The sequence below is a fragment of the Sphingopyxis sp. SE2 genome (assembly GCF_032227185.1).
In the GTDB taxonomy this organism is placed as follows: domain Bacteria; phylum Pseudomonadota; class Alphaproteobacteria; order Sphingomonadales; family Sphingomonadaceae; genus Sphingopyxis.
Genome location: NZ_JAPMXW010000002.1, coordinates 183,999 through 205,820, shown reverse-complemented (window position 1 = coordinate 205,820; position 21,822 = coordinate 183,999). Strand labels below are relative to the sequence as shown.

Annotated in this window: 34 protein-coding genes; 14 read left to right on the top strand and 20 right to left on the bottom strand. The window is 62.3% G+C overall.

The window, feature by feature from the left end; all coding sequences use genetic code 11:
• Positions 1 to 72: 72 nt before the first annotated feature.
• Positions 73 to 621 carry a recombinase family protein gene (locus tag OVY29_RS21620; protein WP_037515912.1) on the bottom strand — a complete coding sequence of 183 codons (549 nt, stop codon included), beginning with the start codon at positions 619 to 621 and terminating at the stop codon, positions 73 to 75.
• A gap of 239 nt (positions 622 to 860) precedes the next feature.
• Between OVY29_RS21620 and OVY29_RS21615 the strand changes: the two genes are divergently transcribed.
• Positions 861 to 1,151, top strand: a complete 291-nt coding sequence (locus tag OVY29_RS21615) for an AbrB/MazE/SpoVT family DNA-binding domain-containing protein (RefSeq protein WP_037515914.1) — start codon at positions 861 to 863, stop codon at positions 1,149 to 1,151.
• Positions 1,148 to 1,534, top strand: coding sequence for a type II toxin-antitoxin system VapC family toxin (locus OVY29_RS21610; protein WP_037515916.1), 387 nt, complete (start codon positions 1,148 to 1,150; stop codon positions 1,532 to 1,534). Before OVY29_RS21615 ends, OVY29_RS21610 begins: the two co-directional genes overlap by 4 nt.
• 275 nt (positions 1,535 to 1,809) lie before the next feature.
• On the opposite strand, the gene OVY29_RS21605 is transcribed toward OVY29_RS21610, so the two are convergent.
• The 5 genes from OVY29_RS21605 to OVY29_RS21585 all read right to left on the bottom strand — a co-directional run bounded on the left by OVY29_RS21605 (position 1,810) and on the right by OVY29_RS21585 (position 3,244).
• Positions 1,810 to 1,980, bottom strand: a complete 171-nt coding sequence (locus OVY29_RS21605) for a hypothetical protein (protein ID WP_037515944.1) — start codon at positions 1,978 to 1,980, stop codon at positions 1,810 to 1,812.
• Between the two features lie 13 nt (positions 1,981 to 1,993).
• A complete protein-coding gene (locus OVY29_RS21600; RefSeq protein WP_152568114.1) occupies positions 1,994 to 2,212 on the bottom strand; it encodes a helix-turn-helix domain-containing protein in 219 nt (72 codons plus the stop codon).
• A gap of 165 nt (positions 2,213 to 2,377) precedes the next feature.
• On the bottom strand, positions 2,378 to 2,659 hold the full coding sequence (locus tag OVY29_RS21595; protein ID WP_037515918.1) for a helix-turn-helix domain-containing protein: 282 nt from the start codon (positions 2,657 to 2,659) through the stop codon (positions 2,378 to 2,380).
• Positions 2,656 to 2,979 carry a type II toxin-antitoxin system RelE/ParE family toxin gene (locus OVY29_RS21590; protein ID WP_037515920.1) on the bottom strand — a complete coding sequence of 108 codons (324 nt, stop codon included), beginning with the start codon at positions 2,977 to 2,979 and terminating at the stop codon, positions 2,656 to 2,658. The genes OVY29_RS21595 and OVY29_RS21590 overlap by 4 nt, the downstream gene beginning before the upstream one ends.
• Before the next feature lie 43 nt (positions 2,980 to 3,022).
• Positions 3,023 to 3,244, bottom strand: a complete 222-nt coding sequence (locus OVY29_RS21585; protein WP_037515922.1) for a hypothetical protein — start codon at positions 3,242 to 3,244, stop codon at positions 3,023 to 3,025.
• Between the two features lie 16 nt (positions 3,245 to 3,260).
• Between OVY29_RS21585 and OVY29_RS21580 the strand changes: the two genes are divergently transcribed.
• The gene (locus OVY29_RS21580; RefSeq protein WP_235212043.1) at positions 3,261 to 3,848 is read left to right on the top strand and encodes a hypothetical protein; all 588 of its coding nucleotides are present in this window, start codon (positions 3,261 to 3,263) and stop codon (positions 3,846 to 3,848) included.
• Positions 3,849 to 3,896: 48 nt separating this feature from the next.
• Here the strand turns inward: OVY29_RS21580 and OVY29_RS21575 are convergent, their stop codons facing one another.
• Complete coding sequence (locus OVY29_RS21575; protein ID WP_004213245.1) at positions 3,897 to 6,866, bottom strand: Tn3 family transposase; 2,970 nt, start codon at positions 6,864 to 6,866, stop codon at positions 3,897 to 3,899.
• A 139-nt stretch (positions 6,867 to 7,005) separates the two neighbouring features.
• On the opposite strand from OVY29_RS21575, the gene OVY29_RS21570 reads away from it, so the two are divergent.
• Positions 7,006 to 7,575, top strand: a complete 570-nt coding sequence (locus OVY29_RS21570; RefSeq protein WP_004213243.1) for a recombinase family protein — start codon at positions 7,006 to 7,008, stop codon at positions 7,573 to 7,575.
• Between the two features lie 92 nt (positions 7,576 to 7,667).
• Here the strand turns inward: OVY29_RS21570 and OVY29_RS21565 are convergent, their stop codons facing one another.
• Positions 7,668 to 8,081, bottom strand: a complete 414-nt coding sequence (locus OVY29_RS21565; protein ID WP_004213241.1) for a MerR family transcriptional regulator — start codon at positions 8,079 to 8,081, stop codon at positions 7,668 to 7,670.
• A 78-nt stretch (positions 8,082 to 8,159) separates the two neighbouring features.
• Between OVY29_RS21565 and OVY29_RS21560 the strand changes: the two genes are divergently transcribed.
• The 8 genes from OVY29_RS21560 (at position 8,160) to OVY29_RS21525 (ending at position 12,892) form a co-directional block, all read left to right on the top strand.
• On the top strand, positions 8,160 to 8,558 hold the full coding sequence (locus OVY29_RS21560; RefSeq protein WP_004213240.1) for a mercuric transporter MerT family protein: 399 nt from the start codon (positions 8,160 to 8,162) through the stop codon (positions 8,556 to 8,558).
• A gap of 27 nt (positions 8,559 to 8,585) precedes the next feature.
• Complete coding sequence (locus OVY29_RS21555) at positions 8,586 to 8,768, top strand: cation transporter (RefSeq protein ID WP_313912223.1); 183 nt, start codon at positions 8,586 to 8,588, stop codon at positions 8,766 to 8,768.
• A 10-nt stretch (positions 8,769 to 8,778) separates the two neighbouring features.
• Positions 8,779 to 9,027, top strand: coding sequence for a mercury resistance system transport protein MerF (gene merF / locus OVY29_RS21550; RefSeq protein WP_004213237.1), 249 nt, complete (start codon positions 8,779 to 8,781; stop codon positions 9,025 to 9,027).
• Between the two features lie 2 nt (positions 9,028 to 9,029).
• Entirely contained in the window at positions 9,030 to 10,460 is a 1,431-nt protein-coding gene (gene merA, locus OVY29_RS21545; protein WP_004213235.1) for a mercury(II) reductase, read from the top strand.
• Between the two features lie 11 nt (positions 10,461 to 10,471).
• Entirely contained in the window at positions 10,472 to 11,098 is a 627-nt protein-coding gene (gene merB / locus OVY29_RS21540) for an organomercurial lyase MerB (RefSeq protein ID WP_004213233.1), read from the top strand.
• A 59-nt stretch (positions 11,099 to 11,157) separates the two neighbouring features.
• Positions 11,158 to 11,559 (top strand): mercuric resistance transcriptional repressor MerD, encoded by a 402-nt coding sequence (gene merD, locus OVY29_RS21535; protein ID WP_037492485.1) that lies wholly within the window; start codon positions 11,158 to 11,160, stop codon positions 11,557 to 11,559.
• Between the two features lie 203 nt (positions 11,560 to 11,762).
• Positions 11,763 to 12,407, top strand: coding sequence for an MgtC/SapB family protein (locus OVY29_RS21530; RefSeq protein WP_004213231.1), 645 nt, complete (start codon positions 11,763 to 11,765; stop codon positions 12,405 to 12,407).
• 239 nt (positions 12,408 to 12,646) lie between these two features.
• Entirely contained in the window at positions 12,647 to 12,892 is a 246-nt protein-coding gene (locus tag OVY29_RS21525) for a hypothetical protein (RefSeq protein WP_037515924.1), read from the top strand.
• Here OVY29_RS21525 and OVY29_RS24750 read toward each other — a convergent pair.
• The 12 genes from OVY29_RS24750 to OVY29_RS21465 all read right to left on the bottom strand — a co-directional run bounded on the left by OVY29_RS24750 (position 12,814) and on the right by OVY29_RS21465 (position 19,858).
• Positions 12,814 to 13,044: a hypothetical protein gene (locus OVY29_RS24750; RefSeq protein ID WP_409581498.1), complete on the bottom strand. Its 231-nt coding sequence runs from the start codon at positions 13,042 to 13,044 to the stop codon at positions 12,814 to 12,816. The two genes, OVY29_RS21525 and OVY29_RS24750, sit on opposite strands and share 79 nt — an antisense overlap.
• Before the next feature lie 109 nt (positions 13,045 to 13,153).
• On the bottom strand, positions 13,154 to 13,414 hold the full coding sequence (gene merF, locus OVY29_RS21515; RefSeq protein WP_037515948.1) for a mercury resistance system transport protein MerF: 261 nt from the start codon (positions 13,412 to 13,414) through the stop codon (positions 13,154 to 13,156).
• 10 nt (positions 13,415 to 13,424) lie between these two features.
• Positions 13,425 to 13,739 (bottom strand): cation transporter, encoded by a 315-nt coding sequence (locus tag OVY29_RS21510; RefSeq protein ID WP_313912222.1) that lies wholly within the window; start codon positions 13,737 to 13,739, stop codon positions 13,425 to 13,427.
• Between the two features lie 31 nt (positions 13,740 to 13,770).
• The gene (locus OVY29_RS21505) at positions 13,771 to 14,184 is read right to left on the bottom strand and encodes a mercuric transporter MerT family protein (RefSeq protein WP_409581490.1); all 414 of its coding nucleotides are present in this window, start codon (positions 14,182 to 14,184) and stop codon (positions 13,771 to 13,773) included.
• A 568-nt stretch (positions 14,185 to 14,752) separates the two neighbouring features.
• Positions 14,753 to 15,391, bottom strand: a complete 639-nt coding sequence (gene merB, locus OVY29_RS21500; protein ID WP_313912221.1) for an organomercurial lyase MerB — start codon at positions 15,389 to 15,391, stop codon at positions 14,753 to 14,755.
• A 116-nt stretch (positions 15,392 to 15,507) separates the two neighbouring features.
• Positions 15,508 to 16,206 carry a hypothetical protein gene (locus OVY29_RS21495; protein WP_313912220.1) on the bottom strand — a complete coding sequence of 233 codons (699 nt, stop codon included), beginning with the start codon at positions 16,204 to 16,206 and terminating at the stop codon, positions 15,508 to 15,510.
• Between the two features lie 47 nt (positions 16,207 to 16,253).
• Entirely contained in the window at positions 16,254 to 16,478 is a 225-nt protein-coding gene (locus tag OVY29_RS21490) for a hypothetical protein (RefSeq protein WP_313912219.1), read from the bottom strand.
• Between the two features lie 43 nt (positions 16,479 to 16,521).
• Entirely contained in the window at positions 16,522 to 17,232 is a 711-nt protein-coding gene (locus OVY29_RS21485; RefSeq protein WP_313912218.1) for a tRNA-dependent cyclodipeptide synthase, read from the bottom strand.
• Positions 17,233 to 17,379: 147 nt separating this feature from the next.
• The gene (locus OVY29_RS21480) at positions 17,380 to 18,021 is read right to left on the bottom strand and encodes a DUF1109 domain-containing protein (protein ID WP_313912217.1); all 642 of its coding nucleotides are present in this window, start codon (positions 18,019 to 18,021) and stop codon (positions 17,380 to 17,382) included.
• On the bottom strand, positions 18,008 to 18,574 hold the full coding sequence (locus tag OVY29_RS21475; RefSeq protein WP_313912216.1) for a sigma-70 family RNA polymerase sigma factor: 567 nt from the start codon (positions 18,572 to 18,574) through the stop codon (positions 18,008 to 18,010). Before OVY29_RS21475 ends, OVY29_RS21480 begins: the two co-directional genes overlap by 14 nt.
• Positions 18,571 to 19,422, bottom strand: coding sequence for a hypothetical protein (locus OVY29_RS21470; RefSeq protein WP_313912215.1), 852 nt, complete (start codon positions 19,420 to 19,422; stop codon positions 18,571 to 18,573). The genes OVY29_RS21475 and OVY29_RS21470 overlap by 4 nt, the downstream gene beginning before the upstream one ends.
• Positions 19,423 to 19,561: 139 nt before the next feature.
• A complete protein-coding gene (locus OVY29_RS21465) occupies positions 19,562 to 19,858 on the bottom strand; it encodes a mercuric transporter MerT family protein (protein WP_313912214.1) in 297 nt (98 codons plus the stop codon).
• 91 nt (positions 19,859 to 19,949) lie between these two features.
• Here OVY29_RS21465 and OVY29_RS21460 point away from each other — a divergent pair, with 91 nt between their 5' ends.
• Positions 19,950 to 20,417: a helix-turn-helix domain-containing protein gene (locus tag OVY29_RS21460; protein ID WP_313912213.1), complete on the top strand. Its 468-nt coding sequence runs from the start codon at positions 19,950 to 19,952 to the stop codon at positions 20,415 to 20,417.
• A 24-nt stretch (positions 20,418 to 20,441) separates the two neighbouring features.
• A complete protein-coding gene (locus OVY29_RS21455; RefSeq protein ID WP_313912212.1) occupies positions 20,442 to 21,812 on the top strand; it encodes an NAD(P)/FAD-dependent oxidoreductase in 1,371 nt (456 codons plus the stop codon).
• Positions 21,813 to 21,822: the final 10 nt, after the last annotated feature.

Below are 21,822 nucleotides of genomic sequence, written 5' to 3'. Positions count from 1 at the left end.
GCGTCTGCGACGGCTGAGGTTGGCGCATAGGCGTCATCAGGCGAGCGTCGAGGTCTGCCCAGTCGATTGCTTCTAGGCCGACAAGCAACGATAGACGGAGGTTCGCCCAATCCCGAGCGTTCGAGCGATGGTGGCGGGGCGCATTCCCTCGCTCGCCAACCGTTGCACCTCAGCGCTGTCGATCGAAGGCTTGCGGCCTTTGCCCGCGTAGACTCCCCTCGCCTTCGCTTCGGCGATGCCTTCCATCTGCCGCTCGCGGCGCAAATTGGTCTCGAACTCCGCGAACACACCAAGCATGTCTAGGAAGGCTTTGCCGGCCGCGGTTGATGTGTCGACGGCCTGCTCCGTTGCTTTCAGCGCGACCCCCCGCCCCTTGAGGTCATACACTATATCCTGCAGGTCCTTGAGTGATCTAGCGAGCCGGTCGATGCGCGTGACCACAAGCGTGTCGCCCTCCCGCAGAAACGCGAGCAGCGTCTCGAGCTCCGCCCTACCCTTGCGCTTGCTGCCGGAGACCTTCTCTTCCCGGATCACCGTGCAACCAGCCGCTCTCAAAGCCGCGCGTTGGATCGTCAGGTCCTGCCCGGCCGTCGAAACCCGCGCGTATCCATAGATCGACATACCTGCCCTACCCCGTTCTGTTCCGAAACGGTCTAAACCATCTCACCAATATGTTCCAGAATTTTGCAGAGGACCGTTCTGGCACAGGGTTTCGCGTTCCACGTCGATGTTCCTCAGCGGTATACCCGAAAGGACGCTATGGCCCTGCCCTTCTCCCTCCAGCGGCATCGCGTGACTTGTGGACTCTCGCTGCAAATGTCATATTGGTGTGGACGCCATTTCTAGCGGAGGTGAACCGGATGGCCCTGACCATGGATGTTCGTGTGGCGGAGAATGGTAGACTGATCCTACCTCGATCGGTGCGCAAAGCCATGGGCCTCACCGGGGAGACGAAAGTCATCCTCACACTGGAGAACGACGAAGTACGTTTGTCACCGATCGGACACGGCGTCGCCCGCGCAAGAGAGCTATATCGGCAACATGCCAATGCCGCCCGCTCAACAGACGAGTTCCTGGCGGACAGGAGGGAGGAGGTGGCCCGGGAATTGGAAGACCAAGGCACCGCCCAGGCTGCTGAGGAGGGAAAGTGACATCAGCCGTGCTTGATGCCTCGGCCGTGCTCGCATTGGTTCGCGACGAACCCGGCGGCGACAAGGTGATTGAGCATGTTGGCCGCGCGGCTATTTCAGCCGTCAACCTGCACGAGGTTGTGAAAGAACTCCTCATCAGCGGATTGGAGGAGCCGATGATCCGCGAGCTGCTCGGCGAACTGCGCCTCGACGTTCGTCCGCACGATCTCGAAGCTGCTTACGCCGCGGCAGCGCTCCATAAGCAGACCAAGGAATTCGGGCGCGGACTTGGCGATCGTTCCTGCCTCGCGCTTGCTCTCAGCTTGGGGGTTCCTGCCTTCACCACCGACAGCGAGTGGCGCAAGGTCAAGGTGAAGGGTCTGAAGATCGAGCACCTGCGATGAAGAGGCGCTTAGGTGGACAAGGCCGACCACCGGCCGGTCTGCCTTTCCGGAGGCGGTCTTCAGTTTATCTGGCGCATGGGCAACGGAGGCCGCCCGGGGCCACCGCGCCCTTGTACTACCCCGCCCCCGACCCGGTGGCCTGGCCTAGCGGCCGACGGGATCTCCGGTCAGGCGAATAGGTCGCTGATCGCGCTGGCTATCGTGGTATCACACACCAGGCCAGATGCAGTGGCGCCGCGCGGCCCCGCGCAACTCGACGATGGCGTGCGGCTTGGTCAAGCATCCCGAACTTCCGGCGTGACGTAATCCCGCAGCACAGTCGTTCCCGTATCGACGTCGCCGGCGAGCAGGGCGTTCATGGCCTCGGCTAGAAGCGCCGCTCGGAAGGCCGGATCGACCTGCGCGCGTGCCTGCACAGTGTCTTTGAAGGAGCGGGTGAGAGCCATCACGATCTTCCGTCTATGCGAGAACCTGTAGGCCATGCTTCTGGACGACGGCCAGCAGCTTGCGCGCGAAGCTGCTTGGCTTCGCGGTGCCGGCTTCCCACCGCCAGACGGTACTGGCGCTGGCGTTGAGGCAGCGGGCAAACACCGTCAGGCTGACCTTGTTCTTCTCGCGAAGCTTCTTGATCGCCGCAGGGGCAAAGCACGGCGGGGTAGGTGGTTCGTCAGCATTCATCGCCCAGCCCTCGCTTCGGCACTCTGCCTCAATCGTCCGCATAAAGGTCCGCCATCAGCGCTTCGACACTCTCGAATCGTGCACCCTTCCCTACTTTCAGCTCGGCACGGCGTTCGGCACCTTGTCGAGCTGGTCCTGCAACTCGGGATCGAGCTGTTTCCTTCATCACGCTGCCTCCGCGACCCGCATCTCGATATGAAGCCCGGCGGCGCTGACTAGGTTGACCAGCGCATCGAGCGAGAACTTGTCGATCTTGCCCCGCAGCAGATCGTTTAACCGGGGCCGCGTGATGCCGAGCCGGCTGGCAGCGGCTTCTTGGGACAGGTTCCACGCCTTCACATGTCGGGTTAGCGCGATCATCAGATCGGAGCGCGCCGTCATGTTGGCGGATTGGGCCGGGGTGTCGGTCAGCGCATCCCAGACGTTATCGAATGTCTCCACGTTCATCGTTCGTCCTTCCATGCTCGGAGCCGGCCTGCCGCCAGGTCGAGATCCTTTTGCGCGGTCGCTTGCGTCTTTTTCTGAAAAGCGTGGAGCACCAAGACGCCTTCCTCGACCGCAGCGAGATAGATGACCCGGAACGCACCGGCCGCTTCCCTCACCCTGATTTCCCGCACGCCCGGCGCAACCGTCGTCATGGGCTTCCAGTCCGCAGGATCGTCGCCATTTTGAACTTGGCGGAGCTGGTAGCCCGCCCTCGACCGCGCTTTCTCAGGAAACTCCCGCAACCGTTGCCGACTGTCACCTAAAAAAAGGATCGACTTCACGCGCCCTCAGTATCAAAACTGATACATAAACGCAAGAGCGGCGTCACGCCATCGCTCGGATGAAGTGCTCGCCCTCGACATCGACCCAGATCAGCTCGCGGCGGCCACCGGGAGATTCCTTGATGATCGCGCCAGCCGGAGTGTCCGCTTCGCTGTAATAGATCGGGAAGCCCGCCTCGAGATGCGAGCGGGCAGCTGCGCCATCGTCGTTGAGCGCCGCATCCTCAGCGCAGAGGTGAGGATGCTTTGGGGCCTTCGGTTCCAATTCCTGGAGGCGCGTGATGAGTGAAGTCTATCAGACCCAAAGGACGATCGCGGAGGCGAGACTCCCGATTGAAGCTGAGAGCCGGGCCAAGAGCATCGTCGAGCAGCTCGGCGGTGTGTGGCGCGGCGGCCGCGGCGAATGCCGCTGCCCCGCGCACAACGATGGATCGCCCAGCCTGTCGGTTCGCCTCGGCGATACGGCCATCCTGTTCCACTGCTTCGCAGGCTGCACCTCCATCGAAATCATGAAGACATTGCAGCGGATGAAGCTGCACGATCGCAGCCCGCTGGAAATGCCGGAAGCGAAGCCCAAGCGCGACATGGGCGCGCTCGCACAGCGGCTCTGGAAGGCCAGCAAGTCGGTCGCCGGCACCCTGGCCGAGGAGTATCTCCTCGCCCGCGGCTTGTCCGTCCCCTTCCCCAAGGCTCTCCGCTTCAACCCGGCGACCGTCCTCGGATCCGGCGCCGACAAGCGCATCATGCCGGCGATGGTCGCCTCGATCGAAAACGACCTCGGCCTGGTCGCCGTGCAGCGTACCTTCCTCGACCCCGGTAACGTGCTGCGTAAGCCGATCGCAAAGCCCAAGGTGTCCTTGAGGGCGTAGCGTGGAAAGTACGCCAGACAACGCTAAGGACGAACAGTCAGGGAACGCTTAGGCGACGCGGCTATCCGGCGGCAGATTGAGGGCCTTGCGGCCATTGGAAGCAGCGGCTCTATCCCAGAGGAAATCGCCGGAGAAAGCAATATGCTCCCAGCCAACAGGGGAGGTATGGGCAAGCAGATCATCAGGCACCGCGACCGATGTTGACCGGAGATGTTGGGCAGCGGCATCCATGTAGATCGTGTTCCAATAGACGATCGCGGCGATGACCAGGTTGAGGCCGGATGCGCGATATTTCTGTGCCTCATGACTGCGGTCGATGATCCGACCCTGGCGGAATGTGTAGATCGCCTGCGTCAGGGCATGGCGCTGCTCGCTGTTGTTGAGGCCGGCATGGCATCGCCGGCGTAGATCGGGATTTTCCAGCCAATCCAGCATGAACAGCGTCCGCTCGATTTTGCCGATTTCCTGTAGCGCGACGTCGAGCTGGTTCTGCCGCTCATAGGCGGCGAGCTTTCGCAGCATGACCGACGGCGCCACGTGTCCGGCCTTGATCGACCCTACGAGGCGCAGCACGTCGTCCCATTGCTCAGCGATGATGTCGGACCGGATGCGCTTTCCCAATAGCGGGGTGAGGGACGGATAAGCTGCAACCGGCGCGATCGTCGCGAGCCGTCGGTCGGGAAAGTCGCGCAGGCGCGGGCAGAAGCGAAATCCAAGCATGGCGCACAGGGCAAAGACATGATCGGTCGCCCCGCCCGTGTCGGTGTAATGCTCGGCGATTTTCAGATCGGTGCCGTGGCTGGTGAGGCCGTCGAGGACATAGGGCGCCTCATGCGTCGCCGCTGAGATCACGTTGACGTGGTAAGGCGCGCGCTGATCGGAATTATGGGTGTAGAAGCTGAAGCCATGATCGACGCCATAGCGGGCGTTGATGTCGCCCCCCGATGCGCCGCGCTTCGCGCCCCTGAAGAACTGGCCATCGGAACTGGACGTGGTGCCATCGCCCCAGACCCGCGAGAATGGCAGGCGGTGGTGCGCATTGATGAGGACGGCGAGCGCCGCGCGGTAGCTGTCGTCGCGGATATAGGCGTCATGGGTCCACAGGAGCTGATCGCGCGTGACGCCCTGGCTCGCCGCCGCCATGCGCGACAGGCCGAGATTGGTCGCATCGGCGAGGATCGTGGCGAGCAGCGCGTTTTCATTGGGACACGGCTCGCCGGTGCGCAGGTTGGTGAACGCCGCAAGAAAGCCGGTTTCCCGCGCCACCTCATGCAGCAGCTCGGTGATGCGGATACGTGGCATCATGGCATCGAGCCGGTCGGCCAGCGCTTCGGCGTCGGGCGTCGCGATCGCGCGTACCGGCGATATCTGGAGGCGGGCGTCGCGGTATCGCACACCCTCCAGAGCGTCGCGCTTCAGGCGCTGGGCAAATTTCTTCAGCCGCCAGTCCAGTTCGCGGCCCCGCTGTTCGAGCCATTCGCCGGCTGTGGGTGGCAGGCCAAGAGCCGACACGATCGGCTTCGCCTTCGGTACGCTCAGCAGGTAGCTGTCGAACCGGCGGTATCCCGCCGATCGCTCCACCCAGACATCCCCGGAACGCAGCTTGTTGCGAAGATGCGCGATCGTCGCGATTTCCCAGAGCCGCCGGTTGATCTTGCCGTCATCGCCCACAACGATTTTCCGCCATTCCTTGCGGAAAGGCATCGGAGCGTCGGAGGGCAGATCGCGCTTGCCCGACTTGTTGAGGGTGCGCAGTATTTCAATGGCGGCGATCGTTTTCGCGCTGCCCTTTCCGGCCCTGAACTGGAGCGCTTCAAGCAGGTCGGGGGCGAACTTGCGCAACGTCGCATAGCGATCGGCCGCGACCGTCAGTGGGTCGAGGCTGGCGGTTTCCGCGATCGTCGCCACTTCCGGCCTGGCCCTCAGGAGGGTGTTCCACCCGACCGAGGCGTCCAGGGCCTCTATAGGGTCTTCGCCGGTATCGACCGCATCGGTGAGCGTGTCGATCGTCCTGCGAAAGATCAGCATCAGTCGCGCCACGTTCTTCGACGTGGTGGCATAGTTGCGCGTTTGGGCGTTCTTCGCGCGGGTGAAGATGCTGCCGATCAGCTTGTCCGCCATCTCTAGGGCGCTGTCGGTCAGCCGTTCTTCAAGATCGAGCAGGAAGGCAACCAGCGTGGCGCGCCGCCGGGAGGGAATATATCGCTCGGTCATATAGGCAGGCGAAGCGCGGCCTTCCGTGACATATTGCCGAAGTCGGTCCGCATGGATGCGACCAGCCACCTCCCGGGAGATGCCGATCTTTCGCACTTGCCGCAAGCGGTCGAGAATCTGGCGGATATGATCGGGCTTGGCAGCGACAGGGATGGTCTTGAGGAATGCGAGCTGGCTCATGCCGCCGGCGTCGTCAAAGAGCTGGTCAAGGGCTTGGACCTGTTCAGTGCTGAGATCGGCAATCAGGGCGTAGGCAGCCTGCTTGCGGGCACGCGCACGCCCCGCGCTGCTGGCGCGCTCGATGGTGGAGATGGACGGTAGCAGAATCCGGGCCTCGCGAAGGGCGGTGACGACGCCGCTTGCGATCGTCATCCCCTTGTCGGTTGCCCATGCCGTTTTCGCGGCCGCTTCTATCATAAAGGGGATATCGGCGCGGGTCGGCCCCCGAAGGCCTAGGCGCGCCGCCAGCTCGCGGGCATGGTCCGTCATCGTTTGATCCCGTGCGGCATAGTCGGCCAGATCAGTTACGCGCAGGCCAAGCTGCTCCGCGACGAAAGCGGCGAGATCATGGGGTATCGCTCCCCTGTCGCGTATCAATTGCGCGAGGGCGATGCCCGGATGCCGCAAAAGGGCGAGCTGCAGCGCGACGCCCAACCGGTTCCGTCGCTCCCGCCGCGCGCCGATGATCTCAATGTCCGCAGGCTCGAAGGTATAGAGCCGGGCCAGATGGTCACGATCGGTCGGGATCGCGAGGATCTGGCCGCGCTCGCTTTCGGTCAAGAGTTGATGCTTGCGCTTTGTCATGCCGATTCCTGTCCACAAAAGGTCAATTGCGACTATGGACAGGCATGAGTAAAGAGACATAGTATGTGGACGGATATGGGTGGGGTGAAGCGGTCGCGCTTCAGAGCGTCCACAGAACGACCGTTTGGGAGACGCCGGCATGAGCGATATTCTGGGCTATGCCCGTGTCAGCACCGGCGATCAGGATGTGGCGGGGCAGACCATACGTCTCGAGAAAGCCGGTGCCATTAAGGTGTTCACCGACGTCATGTCCGGCAAGAGCATGGATCGTCCCGGCCTCGTCGAACTTCTCGCCTACGCCCGCAAGGGCGACACGCTGGCCGTGGTGCGCCTCGATCGGCTCGGACGCTCGCTCGCCGAGCTTCTCGCTACGGTCGAGAAGCTGCGCGCCCAGGGCGTGGCGTTGCTGAGCCTTGAGGAGAAGATCGACACGTCGTCGGCCGCTGGCGAACTGATCTTCCATGTGTTCGGGGCCATCGCCCATTTCGAGCGGCGCCTGATCTCCGAACGGACGAAAGATGGCATCGCTGCTGCCCGCGCCAAGGGAAAGCGGCCTGGCCGTCAGCCCCTCGACATGGCCAGGGTCGATGCCGCCATCAAACTGGTGGAAGCCCGGATATCGCCAACGGAAGCCGCAAGGCAGCTCGGTATCGGCCGATCAACCATCTACCGGGAAATGCGCAGATTGGGTATCGAGCGCCCCGCCTGATCGGCGGGGTAGGGTGGAGAATTGCAGTCGTTCCGCTGTTGCGCAAGAAGGGGTAGTTTGCGGGAGAACACGAAATCCTAACGCTCAGCGGGTCATGAGGCGAGCACCTCGATGATCGGGCAGTCCGGCACCATATCGCCGGAGCATTGCGCGGCGGTCTGGGTCAGCACTTTCTCGATGCGCCTGAGATCGGCGATCTTCGCGCGCACATCGGCCAGATGCCGCTCAGTGCGCTCCTTGACCTCTGCGCAGGTCTGCGCGCCGCCCTCGACGAGGGCAAGCAGGCCGCGTACTTCGTCGAGCGAAAAGCCGAGTTCGCGGCCGCGCAAGATGAAGCGCAGGCGGGATACGTGGTCCTCGCCATAAATGCGGTAGCCGGAGGCCGTGCGCGGCGGGTCCGGCATCATACCGATTTTCTCGTAATAGCGGATGGTTTCCAGATTGCAGCCCGTAAGCTTGGCCAAGTCAGCGCGCTGCATTCCCTTCCCGAAAACGTGATCGCTCATCGGTCCAAAAAACCTCTTGAGTCTGTAGTACCTACAGAGCGTAGCATGAAGTGGAATAGCAATCGAGAGGCGAGTCGCATGGATCGCGCTAATATGCAAATGCAGGTTCTTGAGCAGCCAAAGGCAACGGCGAGCCGCCGGCCAGGATGGTTCGCGGCGGGCGGTGTGGTCGGAGCGATCCTCGCCTCGACGTGCTGCATCGCGCCGCTTCTCTTGTTGATGCTCGGCGTTTCCGGCGCCTGGATGGGCAACCTCACGGCCCTTGAACCCTACAAGCCCTACGCCGCCGCCGTAGCGCTCGTCTTTATCGGGCTCGGATTCCGGCAGGTCTATTTCAAGCCGAAGGGGGCCTGCGCGGAAGATTCCTACTGCGCTCGGCCGCAAGCCTCGCGCATCACCAAGTCGGCGCTGTGGCTGGCCACGGTTCTGGTCCTCCTTGCCCTGACAATCAGCTGGTGGGCGCCGCTGTTCTACTGATCACGCTACCCCATAGGAGAAACCCATATGAAACGCCCCCTTCTCATCGCGCTCGGCGCGGCGGCCCTGGGCGTCGCCGGAGTGAAGTCCGTCACTGTCGACTTCGCCGCCAAGACGGCGACGGTCATTTATGACCCGGCGACCGCCACCGTCGCAGCCATTGCCGCCGCGTCCACCAATGCCGGCTATCCGGCCCGCCCGGCGGGATGAGGACCGCAGCATGAAGGACGCAACGCTTCTGAAGACCGGCATCGCCGGCTCGCTCATTGCTGTGATCTGCTGCGCCACGCCTTTGCTGGTTGTCCTGCTCGGCGCGATCGGGTTGTCGGCCTGGCTGGGCTGGATCGATTATGTCCTCATGCCGGCGCTCGCCTTCTTTGTCGCGCTCACCGGCTATGGCCTCTGGCGCCGACAACGCGCCGCAGATTGCTGTGCGACTGAAACACAAACGAACAAGGAAAATAGCTGAACATGTCAGACTGCTGCACCACCGAAGGAAGCCGTAAGGGCGGCTACGACCTTGCCGTCATCGGCGCCGGATCGGCCGGATTCTCGGCCGCGATCACCGCCGCCGATCAGGGCGCCAATGTCGCGCTGATCGGCCACGGCACCATCGGCGGCACCTGCGTCAATGTCGGCTGCGTGCCGTCGAAGACGATGATCCGCGCGGCCGAGGCGCTGCATGGTGTGCGGGCCGCGCAACGCTTTCCCGGCCTGGTCGGGGAAGCAAGCGTGGCCAACTGGCCCGCGCTCGTCGCGGCCAAGGACGAGCTGGTCACCAGCTTGCGGCAGAAGAAATATATTGACCTGCTGCCCGAGTACAACGGCGTTGCCTATCTGGAAGGCGCGGCGCGTCTGAACGGGCAGGGCGTGATGGTGAATGGCGCCGCGATTTCAGCGGGCAAGATCATCATCGCGACCGGCACCTCGCCGGCCCTGCCGGACATTCCCGGCATTGAGGAGGTGCCTTATCTCACCAGCACGACTGCCCTGGAACTTGGCGCGCTACCGCGCTCATTGCTCGTCATCGGCGGCGGCTATATCGGCTGCGAACTGGCGCAGATGTTCGCGCGCGTCGGCGTGGCGGTGACGCTCATCACCCGCCGCCGCTTGCTGCCGGAGGCCGAGCCGGAAATCTCCGAGGCGCTGACCGGCTATCTCCGCGACGAGGGCATTACCGTCCGGACCGGACTAACTTATCGCGGAATCGCGCGCACGGCTGCCGGCGTCGAGCTGAGTATCACCACCGACGGCGCACAGCAGGTGATCGCCGCCGAGCAGGTGCTCGTAGCCACCGGACGGGCGCCGAATACCGATGGCCTCGGCCTTGTCGAAGCGGGCATCGCCCAAGCCGACAACGGCAGTGTGGTCGTGGACGACCGGATGCGCACCTCGAGACCGGATGTCTATGCGGCCGGCGACGTCACCGGTCGCGATCAGTTTGTCTATATGGCGGCCTATGGCGCGAAGCTCGCCGCGCACAACGCGCTGAACGGCGACGACCTCGTCTACGACAATACGGTCATGCCCTGGGTCACGTTTACCGACCCACAGGTGGCGGGCGTGGGACTGAGCGAAAGGGCAGCGCAGGCAGCGGGCTTCGAGACCAAGACCTCGATCGTCGCCCTCGACCAGGTGCCGCGGGCACTGGCCGCTCGCGACACACGGGGGTTGATCAAGCTGGTCGCTGACAAAACGTCCGATCGCCTGCTGGGCGGTCAAATCGTCGCGCCCGAGGGAGCCGACAGCATCCAGACCATGGTGCTCGCGATCAAACACGGCATGACGACGAAGGCGCTGGGCGAGACGATCTTTCCCTATCTCACCACGGTCGAGGGCCTGAAACTCGCCGCACAGGGCTTCGGCAAGGATGTGGCAAAACTGTCCTGCTGCGCAGGATGAAAGAGAGCGTCATGAGCCCCACTACATATATCGAGCATTTCCCGTCGATCAGTCGGTCTCAAGATTCCGCGGAACTCCTCGTCGCGCTGTTGCGGGAACTCGCCAAGGGGCGCCCGGTATCGCGAACCACGCTTGCCGGGATTCTCAACTGGCCTGATGAGCGCATCGCCGCCGTGCTCGCGCAAACCGCCAGTACCGAATATGATGATGACGGAAACATCATCGGCCACGGCCTCACCCTACGCGAAACGGCGCATTCCTTCGAGATCGACGGCCGCCGCCTCTACGCCTGGTGCGCTTTGGATACATTGATGTTTCCGGCGCTGCTCGGCTGTACAGCCCGCGTCTCATCGCGTTGCGCTGCCACCGGAGCGCCCGTTTCGCTTACCGTGTCACCCAACGAGATACGGGCTGTTGAACCCGCCGACGTGGCGGTGTCGTTGGTGCCGCCGCAGGAAACGAACGACGTTCGTCGGTCCTTCTGCTGCCACGTCCATTTCTTTGCTTCTACCCATGTGGCGCAAGACTGGGCCTCCAAGCGTCCGGGGTTGACCATCATCGGCGTTCGGGAGGCTTTTTGTGTGGGCCAGGAGCTGAATCGACAGCTGTTGCACCCGCCACACCGGGCAACGCCATGATCGCATACAACCCAGTTGACATCGGATTTGCAGCGCGCGGATCGAACTCCGGGGAGCGCATGCCCTGCCGACAGAGGAGGGAGGTGTCCGATGCCCCCTACACAGCGTCCCGTCTGGCCCATGATGCCGGAGTGAGCGTACATATTGTGCGCGACTATGTGCTGCGCGGGCTGCTGCGCCCGGCGCGCCGCACGCAGAGCGGTCACCGTCTCTATGACGATCATGCGCTGGAGCGGATGCGCTTCGTGCGCACCTTGTTCGAGGCGGGCGTCGGCCTCGATGAACTGACCAGGCTGTGTCACGCTCTGGACGGCGGCGGCGGCGATGCCATCGAATTTCTGCTATGCCTGCGGGCACGACTTGCCGCGCGGCGCGCGGCCCTGGACGTGCTGGACGGGCATCTGGAGCAAATGATTTCCGCCATCGGTGCCGACACCGCCAAAGAATCCGCCCGTGCCTGACAACCCTGCTTCCGAATCATCCTTCCACTGCCGCCTTTGGCCGGGCGGGTCGCCGCAATTGCGCCCGGCCAGCGCCGCATCGCTGACCATAGGCGATCATACCCGTGCCCCCGCCCGGGCGATCGCCTGTTCGCGGCGGCGATGCGGCGCATCATCTCTCGTCGCGCCGCGTTTGATTTCCGCCCCCCGTTCCTGCTGTGACAATGTCGTTTTCTGAGTTCATCATCGACACATTGCTGCCGCTTGTCGCCGCCGCGACGGTCGGCCTGACACTGGGCTTCGAGCGTGAACTGGCGCGCAAACCCGCAGGCCTTCGGACACAGTTTCTGATCACGTTGGGCACGGCCATATTCGTCCTGGCTGGGCGCTCAATTCCGGGGATGGAAACCGGACGGGTCGCGGCAAATGTGGTGACGGGCCTCGGGTTTCTGGGTGCGGGAGTTATATTGCAGCATCGCGGCACCGTGCGCGGGTTGACGACCGCCGCTCTTATCTGGGTGAACGGCGCGTTGGGCCTTGCTGCCGCCACGCAGGAGTATGTGTTGGCGGGCGTAGGCGTCGGTCTGGCGCTGGCCGCGCTGCGCGTGCTTGCGCTCATCGAAAAACGCTTAGGCGAAAAGTGGCAAATCCTCGAATATCAAATTACAACATATGAGAACGAGAGCGTTGTCCAAGCCATCCACGACGCTCTCAGCAAATGCCGATTACAGGAAGGTCCGCTTGCATACGAACGACAGGACGGGGTAACCCGGATGCATATCTCGTTCTGCGACACTCCCACGCGGCACCGTGAATTCTTGGAGCAGCTCCGCAAGATGTCAGACGTCACAGATGTCAGGGTGCTGTGACGTCAGGCTGTGATCAGGTTGATCGCGGTTACTCGATGGAGGCCCGCCCCTTCCCCGATCGACGGTTCTCCGAACGTTCTCACTTAGCGTTGTCTGGCGTACTTTCCACGCTGTGCCCTCAACAAAAGCCGCGGAGAATGGGACTGACCAAAGCGTTGTGCATATCGAATGCCCGAGCATTCCGGGCGAGTAGCTGCACGGCACGCGAGGTGAGAGCCGGCGAGCCGAGGGAGTGACGCATGAAGGTCAATGAAAGAGGGCATGATGGTGGCGGACCTTGGAGCCGTTATCTCGACAAGCTCGGCATTGCCGGATCCGTGTTCGCAGCCCTCTGTTGCCTGGGCTTCCCGGCGCTGTTGTCGATCATACTTGCGCTGATTCTCGGAAGCGACAGCGCGATCATCCTCTACGTCGGGATCGCCGGCCTTATCATTGCGAGTGGCCTGAACGTCTGGCTGCGCAGCCGGCAGCTTCGGCACCACTGAGGCATCCGCAACACGACCACCAGGAATCGCCATCTGGAACTGTCCGCGCCTTCAGGCGCAAGGATGTGTGCCCCAAGCAGCTTGCGTGTGCCGCCGTCCGCTACAAGCTTGATCAGGCCGCGTGTATCCCGGGCCGTGAGCGCGCGGGGCACGTTGTCGAGCGAAAGCACGGAAGTGCCGACAATTGTACCCGGCGGCGCGCGCCTGCGCTTCCGTGAGGCCGACGCTTCCTGTTCTTTGCGCTCGGAGCGCAGCAATCACTCATGACTTGAACTTTCCTGAGTTCTTATCCGTCTCGCAGCAGTCGATGACGGCCGGGGCAGATGCGTTGCGTCGGTAGAGCCCGATCCCGATCAGCCCGAGCGAGGCGACCAGAACCGGGATCAGGACATAATCGGCCTTGGCCACCAGTGCTGAGAGCCCGATCGCTCCCAGCGCAATCCCAAGGATTGGGGTCGCGCAGCAGAGCGCCGCGACGACCGCTCCGATGACGCCCGTTCGAAAGAGGGCGCGATTATTCATTGCGGTCACGTCAGCGCGCGAGAGCCGCGGTCTTCACGCCCGTCACGGTCGAAGGATAGCCGGCATTCGTGGTCGCCTGGGCCAGTGCCTTGGCCGTGACCTTCTCATCGTCGAAGGTCACGGTCGCCGTGGCCCGACCGTCCCGCTCCACGACCACGACCTGGCTGACACCGGGGATGCGCGAGAGCGTTCTTTTTACGATTGGTGCACAGGTCACGCAGCTCACATTCTCCACCGCAAGTGTGGCGGTCCGAGGGGCGGCGTAAGCGCCACCAGCGAGAGTTAAGGCGGCGACGGTCACTGCAGTGCGAAACAAGGTCTTCATGGTCACAAGTCTCCTGGTTTGAGAGGTTGCATCAGAGGTCGAGAAGGAAGGGCGCAGCATAAGGGAACGCCACCGCTGCAAAGACGAGCACCGTCGCTGCCCACAGCCCGATTTTGGCAATCCGGCTCGCGCCCGGGCGAGCACAAGCACTATCTTCCGCACAGTCCACCTTCGGCTGGCGGTAGACGCGCCAGAAGCCCACAGCGAGAAAGACAAGCGCTGCGGCCACAAAGACGGGCTGGTAAGGCTCAAGCGCAGTCAGGTTTCCGATCCATGCCCCGCTCACGCCAATGCTGAACAGAACAAGCGGCAGTATGCAGCAGGTCGATGCGCCAAGGGCGGCCAGGACCCCGCCCGCCATCAACAGTTTTTGCCCGCCCTGCGACGTCCCTGCTTCGGGTTTGCCGGTCAGCCGCGCCGGGTCCGTTCGAACATACTCACTCATTCCTTTTCTCCTCGATCTTTTCAAGATAGGGCCTGTAGCACCTACAGGTTCAAGTGTTATTTCAGAGCGAGGTCTGCGGCCTCGCGCTGAAGGCGCCGCCGACAGGCGCCCTACCACCATAAGTTCGCAAGCGCGGCTCGATCGGTTACATCGAATGTTGATTTTCAGCGGGAGCTGAAGGCGCTTTCTAAGCGGAAGCAGAACCCGCAGCATGGCTTTGATCTCGGGACGCGAAAATCGCCTTTGCCTGCATTGCTCGCCGCGAGGCAGGATCGCGGGGCAGCCCTGCAACCGCAGTTCCCAAGGGACAGGCGGAGCCGCTGCGCTGGACAACCACCAAAGACCCGATCGACTCGGGCAACACGCGCGGGATGGCGCAGGCCCGAGACGGGCAAGACCCTCGCCCCCGCCGGTCGATGCTCACGCCGGCATAGTGGGCCAGACGAGATTCCGTGTAGGGGACCATTTGACACCCGCTTTGATTGCTTCGCGGGGCCACCCGGGTAGTTTTCGCAGAGTGCAACCCGCACCTACGAAGCGAATACCAGGCAGTAAAATCGTTATCCAATCACGATTTTCTCGATGGAATCCTCTGCAGCAGATGTCGACTAAGCTCTTGGGCCAAGCGGAAGGCATCTTGGACGCTTACGATCTCCACGCCTTGATGCTTGGAGGCCCAATCTTTCGCCGCCATGACCGATGCAAAGAAATGCACATGGCAACAAAAGGACTGACGGATGTCGGCCGTTGTCTGCGGAAGTATCAGTGACACCGCGGCGTCGGCCGGTACGACATCCCGCATCTCGTTCGGCGAAATCGTGAGTGAAACTGGCGCTCCGGTTCCGGCGCAATGCGAGGAGACGTGCGCCGTCTTGCCGATCAACGCCGGGAACATCAGGGTGTCCAGTGCGCACCAGGCGTATAGACGGCGGCCGTCAATTTCGACGATATGCGAAGTCTCGCGCAAGGTGAGGCCATAACCAACGATATTCCCATCACTATCGTACTCGGTACTGGTGGCCCGTTCGAGCACGGCATTCACTTGCTGAGCAGGCCAGTCGAGAGACATGGCAAGTGTCGTTTGCGAAACCGGACGCCCCTTGGCCAGCTCACGCAGCAGCACGACGAACAGCTGCCCGAACCCTTCGGGCTGATTAGCTGGCGCCAGACTTTCAGCAATTTCGGTGATGTAGCGTGTATGTTTCATAGCTATTTCCTTGGGATGCACAGCGCGAAAGCTGCTTTGCTTCTCTGAGGGTGAACCGGCGGCAGGTGCGATCTGGACCAGAATGCTCGCGCGTGGTCCAACACGAGCTAAGCGTCTTATTTTTCACCGGGCGCGGGGCGCTCTCCCTTCGCAAGCGCCTCGTCGAATGCTGACACTCCAGCTGTGCCGAGCTGTGCTCGCGCTATGTCTCGAAGTTGCTCATCGCGGGGCTTTTGATCGCCTGTGCGGGGCGCATCGGAACTGCGGATGAAACGTGCCTTGAGGATGTCGGCGAAGCTCACCGTCAGCAACCGTGTCTTGTCTTCGGAGAGCGCCACCTTCGCCTCGATTCGGTGCACGAGCCGGGCGGCGATGATATCGGCCTCCTCGATGCTGAGGGCGTCCACCTGAGCCCCTCGATACCAAGGAGCGTCCGACCGGAAGCTGGCCAGCTCCGTTGTCCGTGCTTCGCCTTGGAGCTCTGTCGCGACATCCTTCTCGAATATTTCCCGCAGGAGCGTGCGAACGGTTTTCGTGCGCGCCTCGCGGTTCCGGTCTGATCCCCCCACGGCGAGCACGGTCCCGGCCCGGTTTATCCAGGCCTCAGCAATTCCCGTATTTTGCTCAAGTTCGAGGAGAACTGGTTTGGCGAGCCCGCCGCAGGCGATCTTCGGAGCCGCAGGGCACTGCCAAGGCACTTGGAACAAGCTGACAAACTCGGGTTGAGTGTTCGCCCTGCCCTCGTCGGCAAAGCTGCTCGTCGTCCACAGGACGCTAGCCACCGCACAGGCCAAGGCGATGAAGGATTTTCTCATCTATTGTTCCTTATCTCTCGAAGTTTCCATTGGAACTTCCACCGACGTCATTTTTTGCCGATACGCTGGAAAGGTTGGGGAGCCGAGATCTTCGCCTCGCGCTCCAGCTGCCTTACGAACATAAGTTCGCAAGCGCGGCTCGATCGGTTACATCGAATGCGATTTATTCGCGCGACCTTGAGCGTGAGATCTTGAGCTGCCCGGCGGCCAGCGACGAAGCCGCCGCCCGAGCATGGCGCAATGCCGCCGCGCAGCGGGATGGCGCTGCCCAAGATGGTCCGCCTGAGCTCGGCCGGCGACTCTCCGCGGCCCGCCTCACTCAGTCAATTTTTCCAACACTTCCATGGACGCTAGCCGAACACGGGGAGTGACCTCGATAAAGCCCTGGTTAGGGCTAGCTGTCGCTCCGCGTTGTGTCTCAAGCAGCTTGCGCAGAAAAGCAGGGCATTGATGGTAGCAAAATACCGACCGCTGCACGCCCACAATCCGCGGTGTGTCCAGAAAGAACGGCACTTCGGCGAGAAAGTAGCGGGCGCCAGTCTCGATCGCCGTTGGCGTCAAGGGGCCCTTTCGATCTGGATGCTTCTCAAGCACCCATGCTGCGCTCTCAAGACAACCTTCTCGGAATTCTATGTCGGAGGCGAAGCGCTTTTGATACTGAGCGTGCAAGACTGAATATTCGGGATGGTCCGTCAGAACGCGACTGTTCAACAATATGGTGCTGAGCTCGTCCCCCAATCCCAACGTCGAAAGCGCGCGAGCGATCTTGTTCTCGAGGTAATTCGCTTGGCGTCGCGCCTTCTTCTCTGCGCGTGCGGGTGAATATCCAAGCGCCTCGAGCGTGAGCGCAGCGGGTTTGTCAGGCACATAGAGGTGAAAAGCGGTAAAGTTTCGGCTCGCCCACCCGACAAGTTCAAGAATTCGCATCTCTGAGAAGTAGCTGTTGAAGGGGCTGATGCCGATGACAGCATGGGATCGGCTGTCAAACAGCTCAGAGCAACGCAAGGTTACGGGATTGGTGAGCATGCAAAATCCAAATGGCTTCAGGCGCCCCCGACGGGCACCCTTATGAAACATAAGTTCGCAAGCGCGGCTCGATCGGTTACATCGAAAGTCGGTTTCGAGCGAAAGCTGCGGGCGATTTCTACGCTGGGGCAGAGGCCTCGCGACGAGCTACCAGCGCAGAAGCCGTGGTCCGAGCATGCCGCCGATCAAGCCGCACATCAGGATGGCGCTGCTGTACCAGCAAGCGACGAAGGGCAGAGAGTCGTCGCCGCAAGCGAGGGCATAGGCGCTGGCGCTGACCCCGCCCGCCAGCAACCCTGCTAGTGCGCCTGTCCGCCAGAGTTCTGTGGGCGCCCCCCAGCGCAGCGCCAGCACCATCAAGGCGTAGGGCACCGCAGCCATGACCGGGATGATCACGAGGCACTTCGGCCACGCATGACCAGCAATCAAAGCTGCCCATTGTGCGCCGGGTGTTGCGTAAAGGTCCAGCGCCGCCAGCAACACGATTCCGACGAAAGGTAGCGCCGCCACAAGGTTCGACGATCGTCGTGCTTGCCCCGGCCTCGCGAGCCTGAGCAGCAACACGAAGGCGGTGGCCGCCACCCCAGCCGCAAACGCAAGCTTCAGCATGAGAAAGCCAAGAGCGTGGGGATCTTGAAGGTCGGGCCGCAGACCGAGAGTCAGGCAGATCGCGGCGACGGCCGCTAGGCTTCCCGCCGCAAATGCCAAGCCTAAGGCGCGAGAGGCGCGACGATAGTCAACGGGCCTGAGATCGACCGTCAACCGGTTGATCAGATCAGCGGTCTTCACGCCACAACCTCCCGCCAATGGCGACAGTCATCGCCTTGAGGCCCCGATGGATCCGGACCTTCGCGGCCGCCTCAGTGATGCCTTCGCGACCGGCAGCTTCGGCGACGCTTCGTCCGTCGAGTTTGACGTCGCGAATGACACGCTGGCTATGTTGGGGGATGGTCGCAAGCAGTTTTTCCATATCGATTCCGGACTCCACCGCCGTATGGTCGAACCCGTCCGACATTGCCTCGGCCGCGTCGAGCGGCCCCTCGGCATGATCCATCTTACGTCGGCGGAGATGGTCGATAAGCTTGTAGCGTGCGATCGCGTACAGCCACGGCGTGAAGGGCTCGGAGGGATCATAGGTATCTCGTCGGGTGTGCACCGCCAATAGCACTTCCTGGACGACGTCCTCAGCATCGGCGACGTTCCGTCCCATTTGGGTCAGCTTACTCCTCATGTAGGCGCGAAGCAGCGAACTCAGCTGTTCCAGGAGAGTTCGGTAAGCCGTCGCATCTCCGAGCTGGGCTTGTTCCATCATCAGCCTGAGGGCGCCTTCCTGACGTTTCATCCCCGGCTCAGGAGCGCACTGCTTACAATGCCTAGGGTAAGACCGAAGCCCGCGTGTCCGACGGCTTCCCAGATGAAATTTGCAACGGTGTGGGACCCCATTGCGAAGACCATGCCGGGATAAATCACCAGCACGAGGTAGGGTATCGCCCATTTCCATCCCCGTGCGCCAAACAGCATCAGGAACGAGAGACTGAACATAATCCCGCTCCAGTAATGCCAAGCGTAGCCCACGGCGACGGTCGCTCCTGGGCTAAGAGAGGAAACCCGCTTATGCTCTGCGGCATGTCCCGCGTCGGGCTTTTGCTCCTCGTGCGGGGCAGCCGAGCCGTGCGCATCAGGCGGGCTCGGAACAGGCGGCGCGGCTTCCTCGCGGATGGGACCGGGCATGGGACCGGTCTCGCGCATCGGACCGGTCTCGTGGTCGTCGGCATGCATGGACCCATGGCCCCCGGGCTCAACTTGCCCTGTGAGACGCTGCCCAAAGTCGAGCGCCTCGTCCATGTCGACGACTCCAGCGCTCATCCCGGCCACCCGGCTGGCGTCGTAGGTGGCGGTTGCCATATATCCCGCCAGAAGGGCCACGATGACTGTTCGGACGAAGCGCTGATCACCGGTCCGTCTGGCCAGTGCGACGGAGGCGATCGTGAAAAGGATTGAGGCCAGCCAGAAGATGGGGCCGACGATCGACATCGGCACGCCCCATTTCAGGTCAAGGATCAGAGGCAGAGGTCCGATCACACTTGCTGTAAGCGCCATAGCGCGCGGCAGCCAGAAGTCCCTGGACGTTCGACCTTGTCGAAAACCATCGAAAATCGAGCCTTCGAAATTGGCAGTAGCGGCGGCCATATTCAAATCTCCCCTGTGATCAGCGGTCGGGCCGCGCCGCGCGGCTGAAACACGCCGTCGCCTTGGGTTTGAGTGGCATTGAGCCCGGCCAAAACTTCACGACGCCGTCGGAGGGAGGCAGCGCGCAAGCTTCTTCGACTCAAGCCCGCTGAGCTTCCAGCAGACCAAGGAAGAAGCGGTAGTCGAGGAACCCGACCGTTCCTGCCACTGACAGCGGCGTGTAGGGCGCGAGCGCCGTCAGGTTGGCGATCCATGGCCCCGCTCCGATGCCGAGGCTGAAGATGATCTGCGGTCCGATACCGCAGGACGAGGTGGCCACCGCACCGAGGAATACCGCCGACGGCAACCAAGCGCCGCCGCTCCACAGCGACGTGTTGCGACGCGTGCAAATCCGCAGTGACAGGCGTTGTCGCCGCCGGTGCGGGGTGCGATGCATTCACCATGTCAGACCTTACTCCCCTTGCCGAAATTCGATTCGAATCGTATTATACGGGCTGTAGTCACTACAGGTGCAAGAAGGAAATTCGATGAGCGGTCACGCAGCAGTAAAAAGCCTCCAGAGGGGAGAGCTTGCCGAACGGACGGGCTGCAATATCGAGACCGTGCGCTACTACGAAAAGATCGGCCTCTTGCCGGAGCCGCCGCGCACCTCGGGTGGCCATCGTGCCTACAGCTCGACGCACGAACGGCGCCTTCGCTTCGTTATGCGAGCTCGCGAACTTGGTTTTTCCCTGGAAGAGATCCGTGAGCTTCTGCGGTTGGCCGAAGAGCGCGACCGACCATGTGCCGAAGCTAGCACCGTAGCAGCCACCCACCTTAAGGACGTGCGGGCGAAGATCGCCGATTTGAAGCGCATGGAGGGCGCGCTCAAAAACGTCGCCTTTCAATGCGGAGACGGCACGCAGCCGGAATGCCCGCTCATCGAGACCTTGTTCCGCGAAACCTACGGCCAGATCGGCAAAGCCACGCACGAAATCAGCGAGAAGTCCGGGTGACTAAGCACGCACCGCAGCGGTGCGGTGGCGACGGAGAGAGTAGAGAGAGATGGCAAGCCAATACGACCTTGTAATCATAGGAACCGGCACAGCGGCCATGGTCGCCGCAATGCGCGTGCGCGCCGCCGGTTGGAGCGTGGCGGTCATCGACTACCGGCTTTCGGGGGCACCTGCGCACTGCGGGGCTGCGACCCGAAAAAGATGCTTGTCGGCGGCGCCTCGGCTCTCGACCATGTCCGGCGCATGAGTGGCAATGGCGTTGCCGGCGACGTCCATATCGACTGGCCGGAATTGATTGCCTTCAAGCGCACTTTCACTGATCCGGTCCCGGAGAAGCACGAACACCGTTACGAAGAAAAGGGCATTCATACTAATCACGGCCATGCCCGCTTCGCGGGTCGGAACAGTCTGACGGTGGACGGCGAAAATCTTGAAGCCCGTCACATTTTGATCGCTGCGGGCGGAGAGCCGATAAAGCTGCACATTCCGGGTGAAGAGTATTTCGCTACCAATGAGGACTTCCTGGCCATGGAGCGACTGCCAGAACGGATCGTGCTGGTCGGTGGTGGCTATATAGCGTCGGAATTTTCCCACATCGCCGCCCGCGCGGGCGCGCAAGTGACTATCCTTCAACGTGGCGAGCGGATGCTTACGCACTTTGAGCCTGACCTTGTCGGCTGGCTCATGGACAAATTCGGCGAGATCGGGGTCGATGTGCGCCTGCGGACCACAGTACAGGCAATCGAGAAGAAGGGTGCGGGCTTTGTGGTTCGCGCCTCGTCAGAAGGCGGCGACACGACGTTTGAAGCCGACCTTGTTGTTCATGCGGCCGGTCGGGCGCCCGCGCTCGACGCGCTTGATCTTGAAACCGGCGGCATCGCGACGGAGGACGGCCGGCTCAAACTGAATGAGCACCTCCAGAGCGTCTCTAACCCGGCCGTGTACGCCGCCGGCGATGCGGCACAAAAGGGCCCGCCGCTCACTCCGGTCTCAAGCCATGACGGCAAGGTGGTCGCCGCTAACCTTCTGGAGGGCAATCGGCATACACCCGACTATCGCGGTGTGCCGAGCGTGGCCTTCACGGTCCCGCCGTTCGCTGCTGTTGGACTGAGCGAGGACGAAGCACGTCAGCAGGGCCTGAAATTCCAGACCAAGTCCCAGAATGCGTCCGACTGGTTTACTGCCCGCCAGGCCGCAGAGAAGACCTATGGCTTCAAGGTGATGGTGGAGGACGACACCGGGCGTATCCTAGGCGCACATCTCGTCGGACCACATGCCGATGAAGTGATTAATCTGTTTGCCCTGGCGATTCGCCACGACCTAACGGCCGACAATTTGAAGACGACGATGTTCGCGTACCCCACCGGCGCCTCGGATATCGGCTACATGCTCTGAATGCCTTTGC

What these genes read in the sequence shown, in the direction of transcription:
- OVY29_RS21620 (WP_037515912.1), bottom strand. Translation starts at nt 621, where the DNA reads ATGTCGATCTATGGATACGCGCGGGTTTCGACGGCCGGGCAGGACCTG.
- OVY29_RS21615 (WP_037515914.1), top strand. Translation starts at nt 861, where the DNA reads ATGGCCCTGACCATGGATGTTCGTGTGGCGGAGAATGGTAGACTGATC.
- OVY29_RS21605 (WP_037515944.1), bottom strand. Translation starts at nt 1,980, where the DNA reads ATGGCTCTCACCCGCTCCTTCAAAGACACTGTGCAGGCACGCGCGCAG.
- OVY29_RS21600 (WP_152568114.1), bottom strand. Translation starts at nt 2,212, where the DNA reads ATGAATGCTGACGAACCACCTACCCCGCCGTGCTTTGCCCCTGCGGCG.
- OVY29_RS21595 (WP_037515918.1), bottom strand. Translation starts at nt 2,659, where the DNA reads ATGAACGTGGAGACATTCGATAACGTCTGGGATGCGCTGACCGACACC.
- OVY29_RS21580 (WP_235212043.1), top strand. Translation starts at nt 3,261, where the DNA reads ATGAGTGAAGTCTATCAGACCCAAAGGACGATCGCGGAGGCGAGACTC.
- OVY29_RS21575 (WP_004213245.1), bottom strand. Translation starts at nt 6,866, where the DNA reads ATGACAAAGCGCAAGCATCAACTCTTGACCGAAAGCGAGCGCGGCCAG.
- OVY29_RS21570 (WP_004213243.1), top strand. Translation starts at nt 7,006, where the DNA reads ATGAGCGATATTCTGGGCTATGCCCGTGTCAGCACCGGCGATCAGGAT.
- OVY29_RS21565 (WP_004213241.1), bottom strand. Translation starts at nt 8,081, where the DNA reads ATGAGCGATCACGTTTTCGGGAAGGGAATGCAGCGCGCTGACTTGGCC.
- OVY29_RS21560 (WP_004213240.1), top strand. Translation starts at nt 8,160, where the DNA reads ATGGATCGCGCTAATATGCAAATGCAGGTTCTTGAGCAGCCAAAGGCA.
- OVY29_RS21555 (WP_313912223.1), top strand. Translation starts at nt 8,586, where the DNA reads ATGAAACGCCCCCTTCTCATCGCGCTCGGCGCGGCGGCCCTGGGCGTC.
- merF (WP_004213237.1), top strand. Translation starts at nt 8,779, where the DNA reads ATGAAGGACGCAACGCTTCTGAAGACCGGCATCGCCGGCTCGCTCATT.
- merA (WP_004213235.1), top strand. Translation starts at nt 9,030, where the DNA reads ATGTCAGACTGCTGCACCACCGAAGGAAGCCGTAAGGGCGGCTACGAC.
- merB (WP_004213233.1), top strand. Translation starts at nt 10,472, where the DNA reads ATGAGCCCCACTACATATATCGAGCATTTCCCGTCGATCAGTCGGTCT.
- merD (WP_037492485.1), top strand. Translation starts at nt 11,158, where the DNA reads ATGCCCTGCCGACAGAGGAGGGAGGTGTCCGATGCCCCCTACACAGCG.
- OVY29_RS21530 (WP_004213231.1), top strand. Translation starts at nt 11,763, where the DNA reads ATGTCGTTTTCTGAGTTCATCATCGACACATTGCTGCCGCTTGTCGCC.
- OVY29_RS21525 (WP_037515924.1), top strand. Translation starts at nt 12,647, where the DNA reads ATGAAGGTCAATGAAAGAGGGCATGATGGTGGCGGACCTTGGAGCCGT.
- merF (WP_037515948.1), bottom strand. Translation starts at nt 13,414, where the DNA reads ATGAATAATCGCGCCCTCTTTCGAACGGGCGTCATCGGAGCGGTCGTC.
- OVY29_RS21510 (WP_313912222.1), bottom strand. Translation starts at nt 13,739, where the DNA reads ATGAAGACCTTGTTTCGCACTGCAGTGACCGTCGCCGCCTTAACTCTC.
- OVY29_RS21505 (WP_409581490.1), bottom strand. Translation starts at nt 14,184, where the DNA reads ATGAGTGAGTATGTTCGAACGGACCCGGCGCGGCTGACCGGCAAACCC.
- merB (WP_313912221.1), bottom strand. Translation starts at nt 15,391, where the DNA reads ATGAAACATACACGCTACATCACCGAAATTGCTGAAAGTCTGGCGCCA.
- OVY29_RS21495 (WP_313912220.1), bottom strand. Translation starts at nt 16,206, where the DNA reads ATGAGAAAATCCTTCATCGCCTTGGCCTGTGCGGTGGCTAGCGTCCTG.
- OVY29_RS21485 (WP_313912218.1), bottom strand. Translation starts at nt 17,232, where the DNA reads ATGCTCACCAATCCCGTAACCTTGCGTTGCTCTGAGCTGTTTGACAGC.
- OVY29_RS21475 (WP_313912216.1), bottom strand. Translation starts at nt 18,574, where the DNA reads ATGAAACGTCAGGAAGGCGCCCTCAGGCTGATGATGGAACAAGCCCAG.
- OVY29_RS21470 (WP_313912215.1), bottom strand. Translation starts at nt 19,422, where the DNA reads ATGGCCGCCGCTACTGCCAATTTCGAAGGCTCGATTTTCGATGGTTTT.
- OVY29_RS21465 (WP_313912214.1), bottom strand. Translation starts at nt 19,858, where the DNA reads ATGCATCGCACCCCGCACCGGCGGCGACAACGCCTGTCACTGCGGATT.
- OVY29_RS21460 (WP_313912213.1), top strand. Translation starts at nt 19,950, where the DNA reads ATGAGCGGTCACGCAGCAGTAAAAAGCCTCCAGAGGGGAGAGCTTGCC.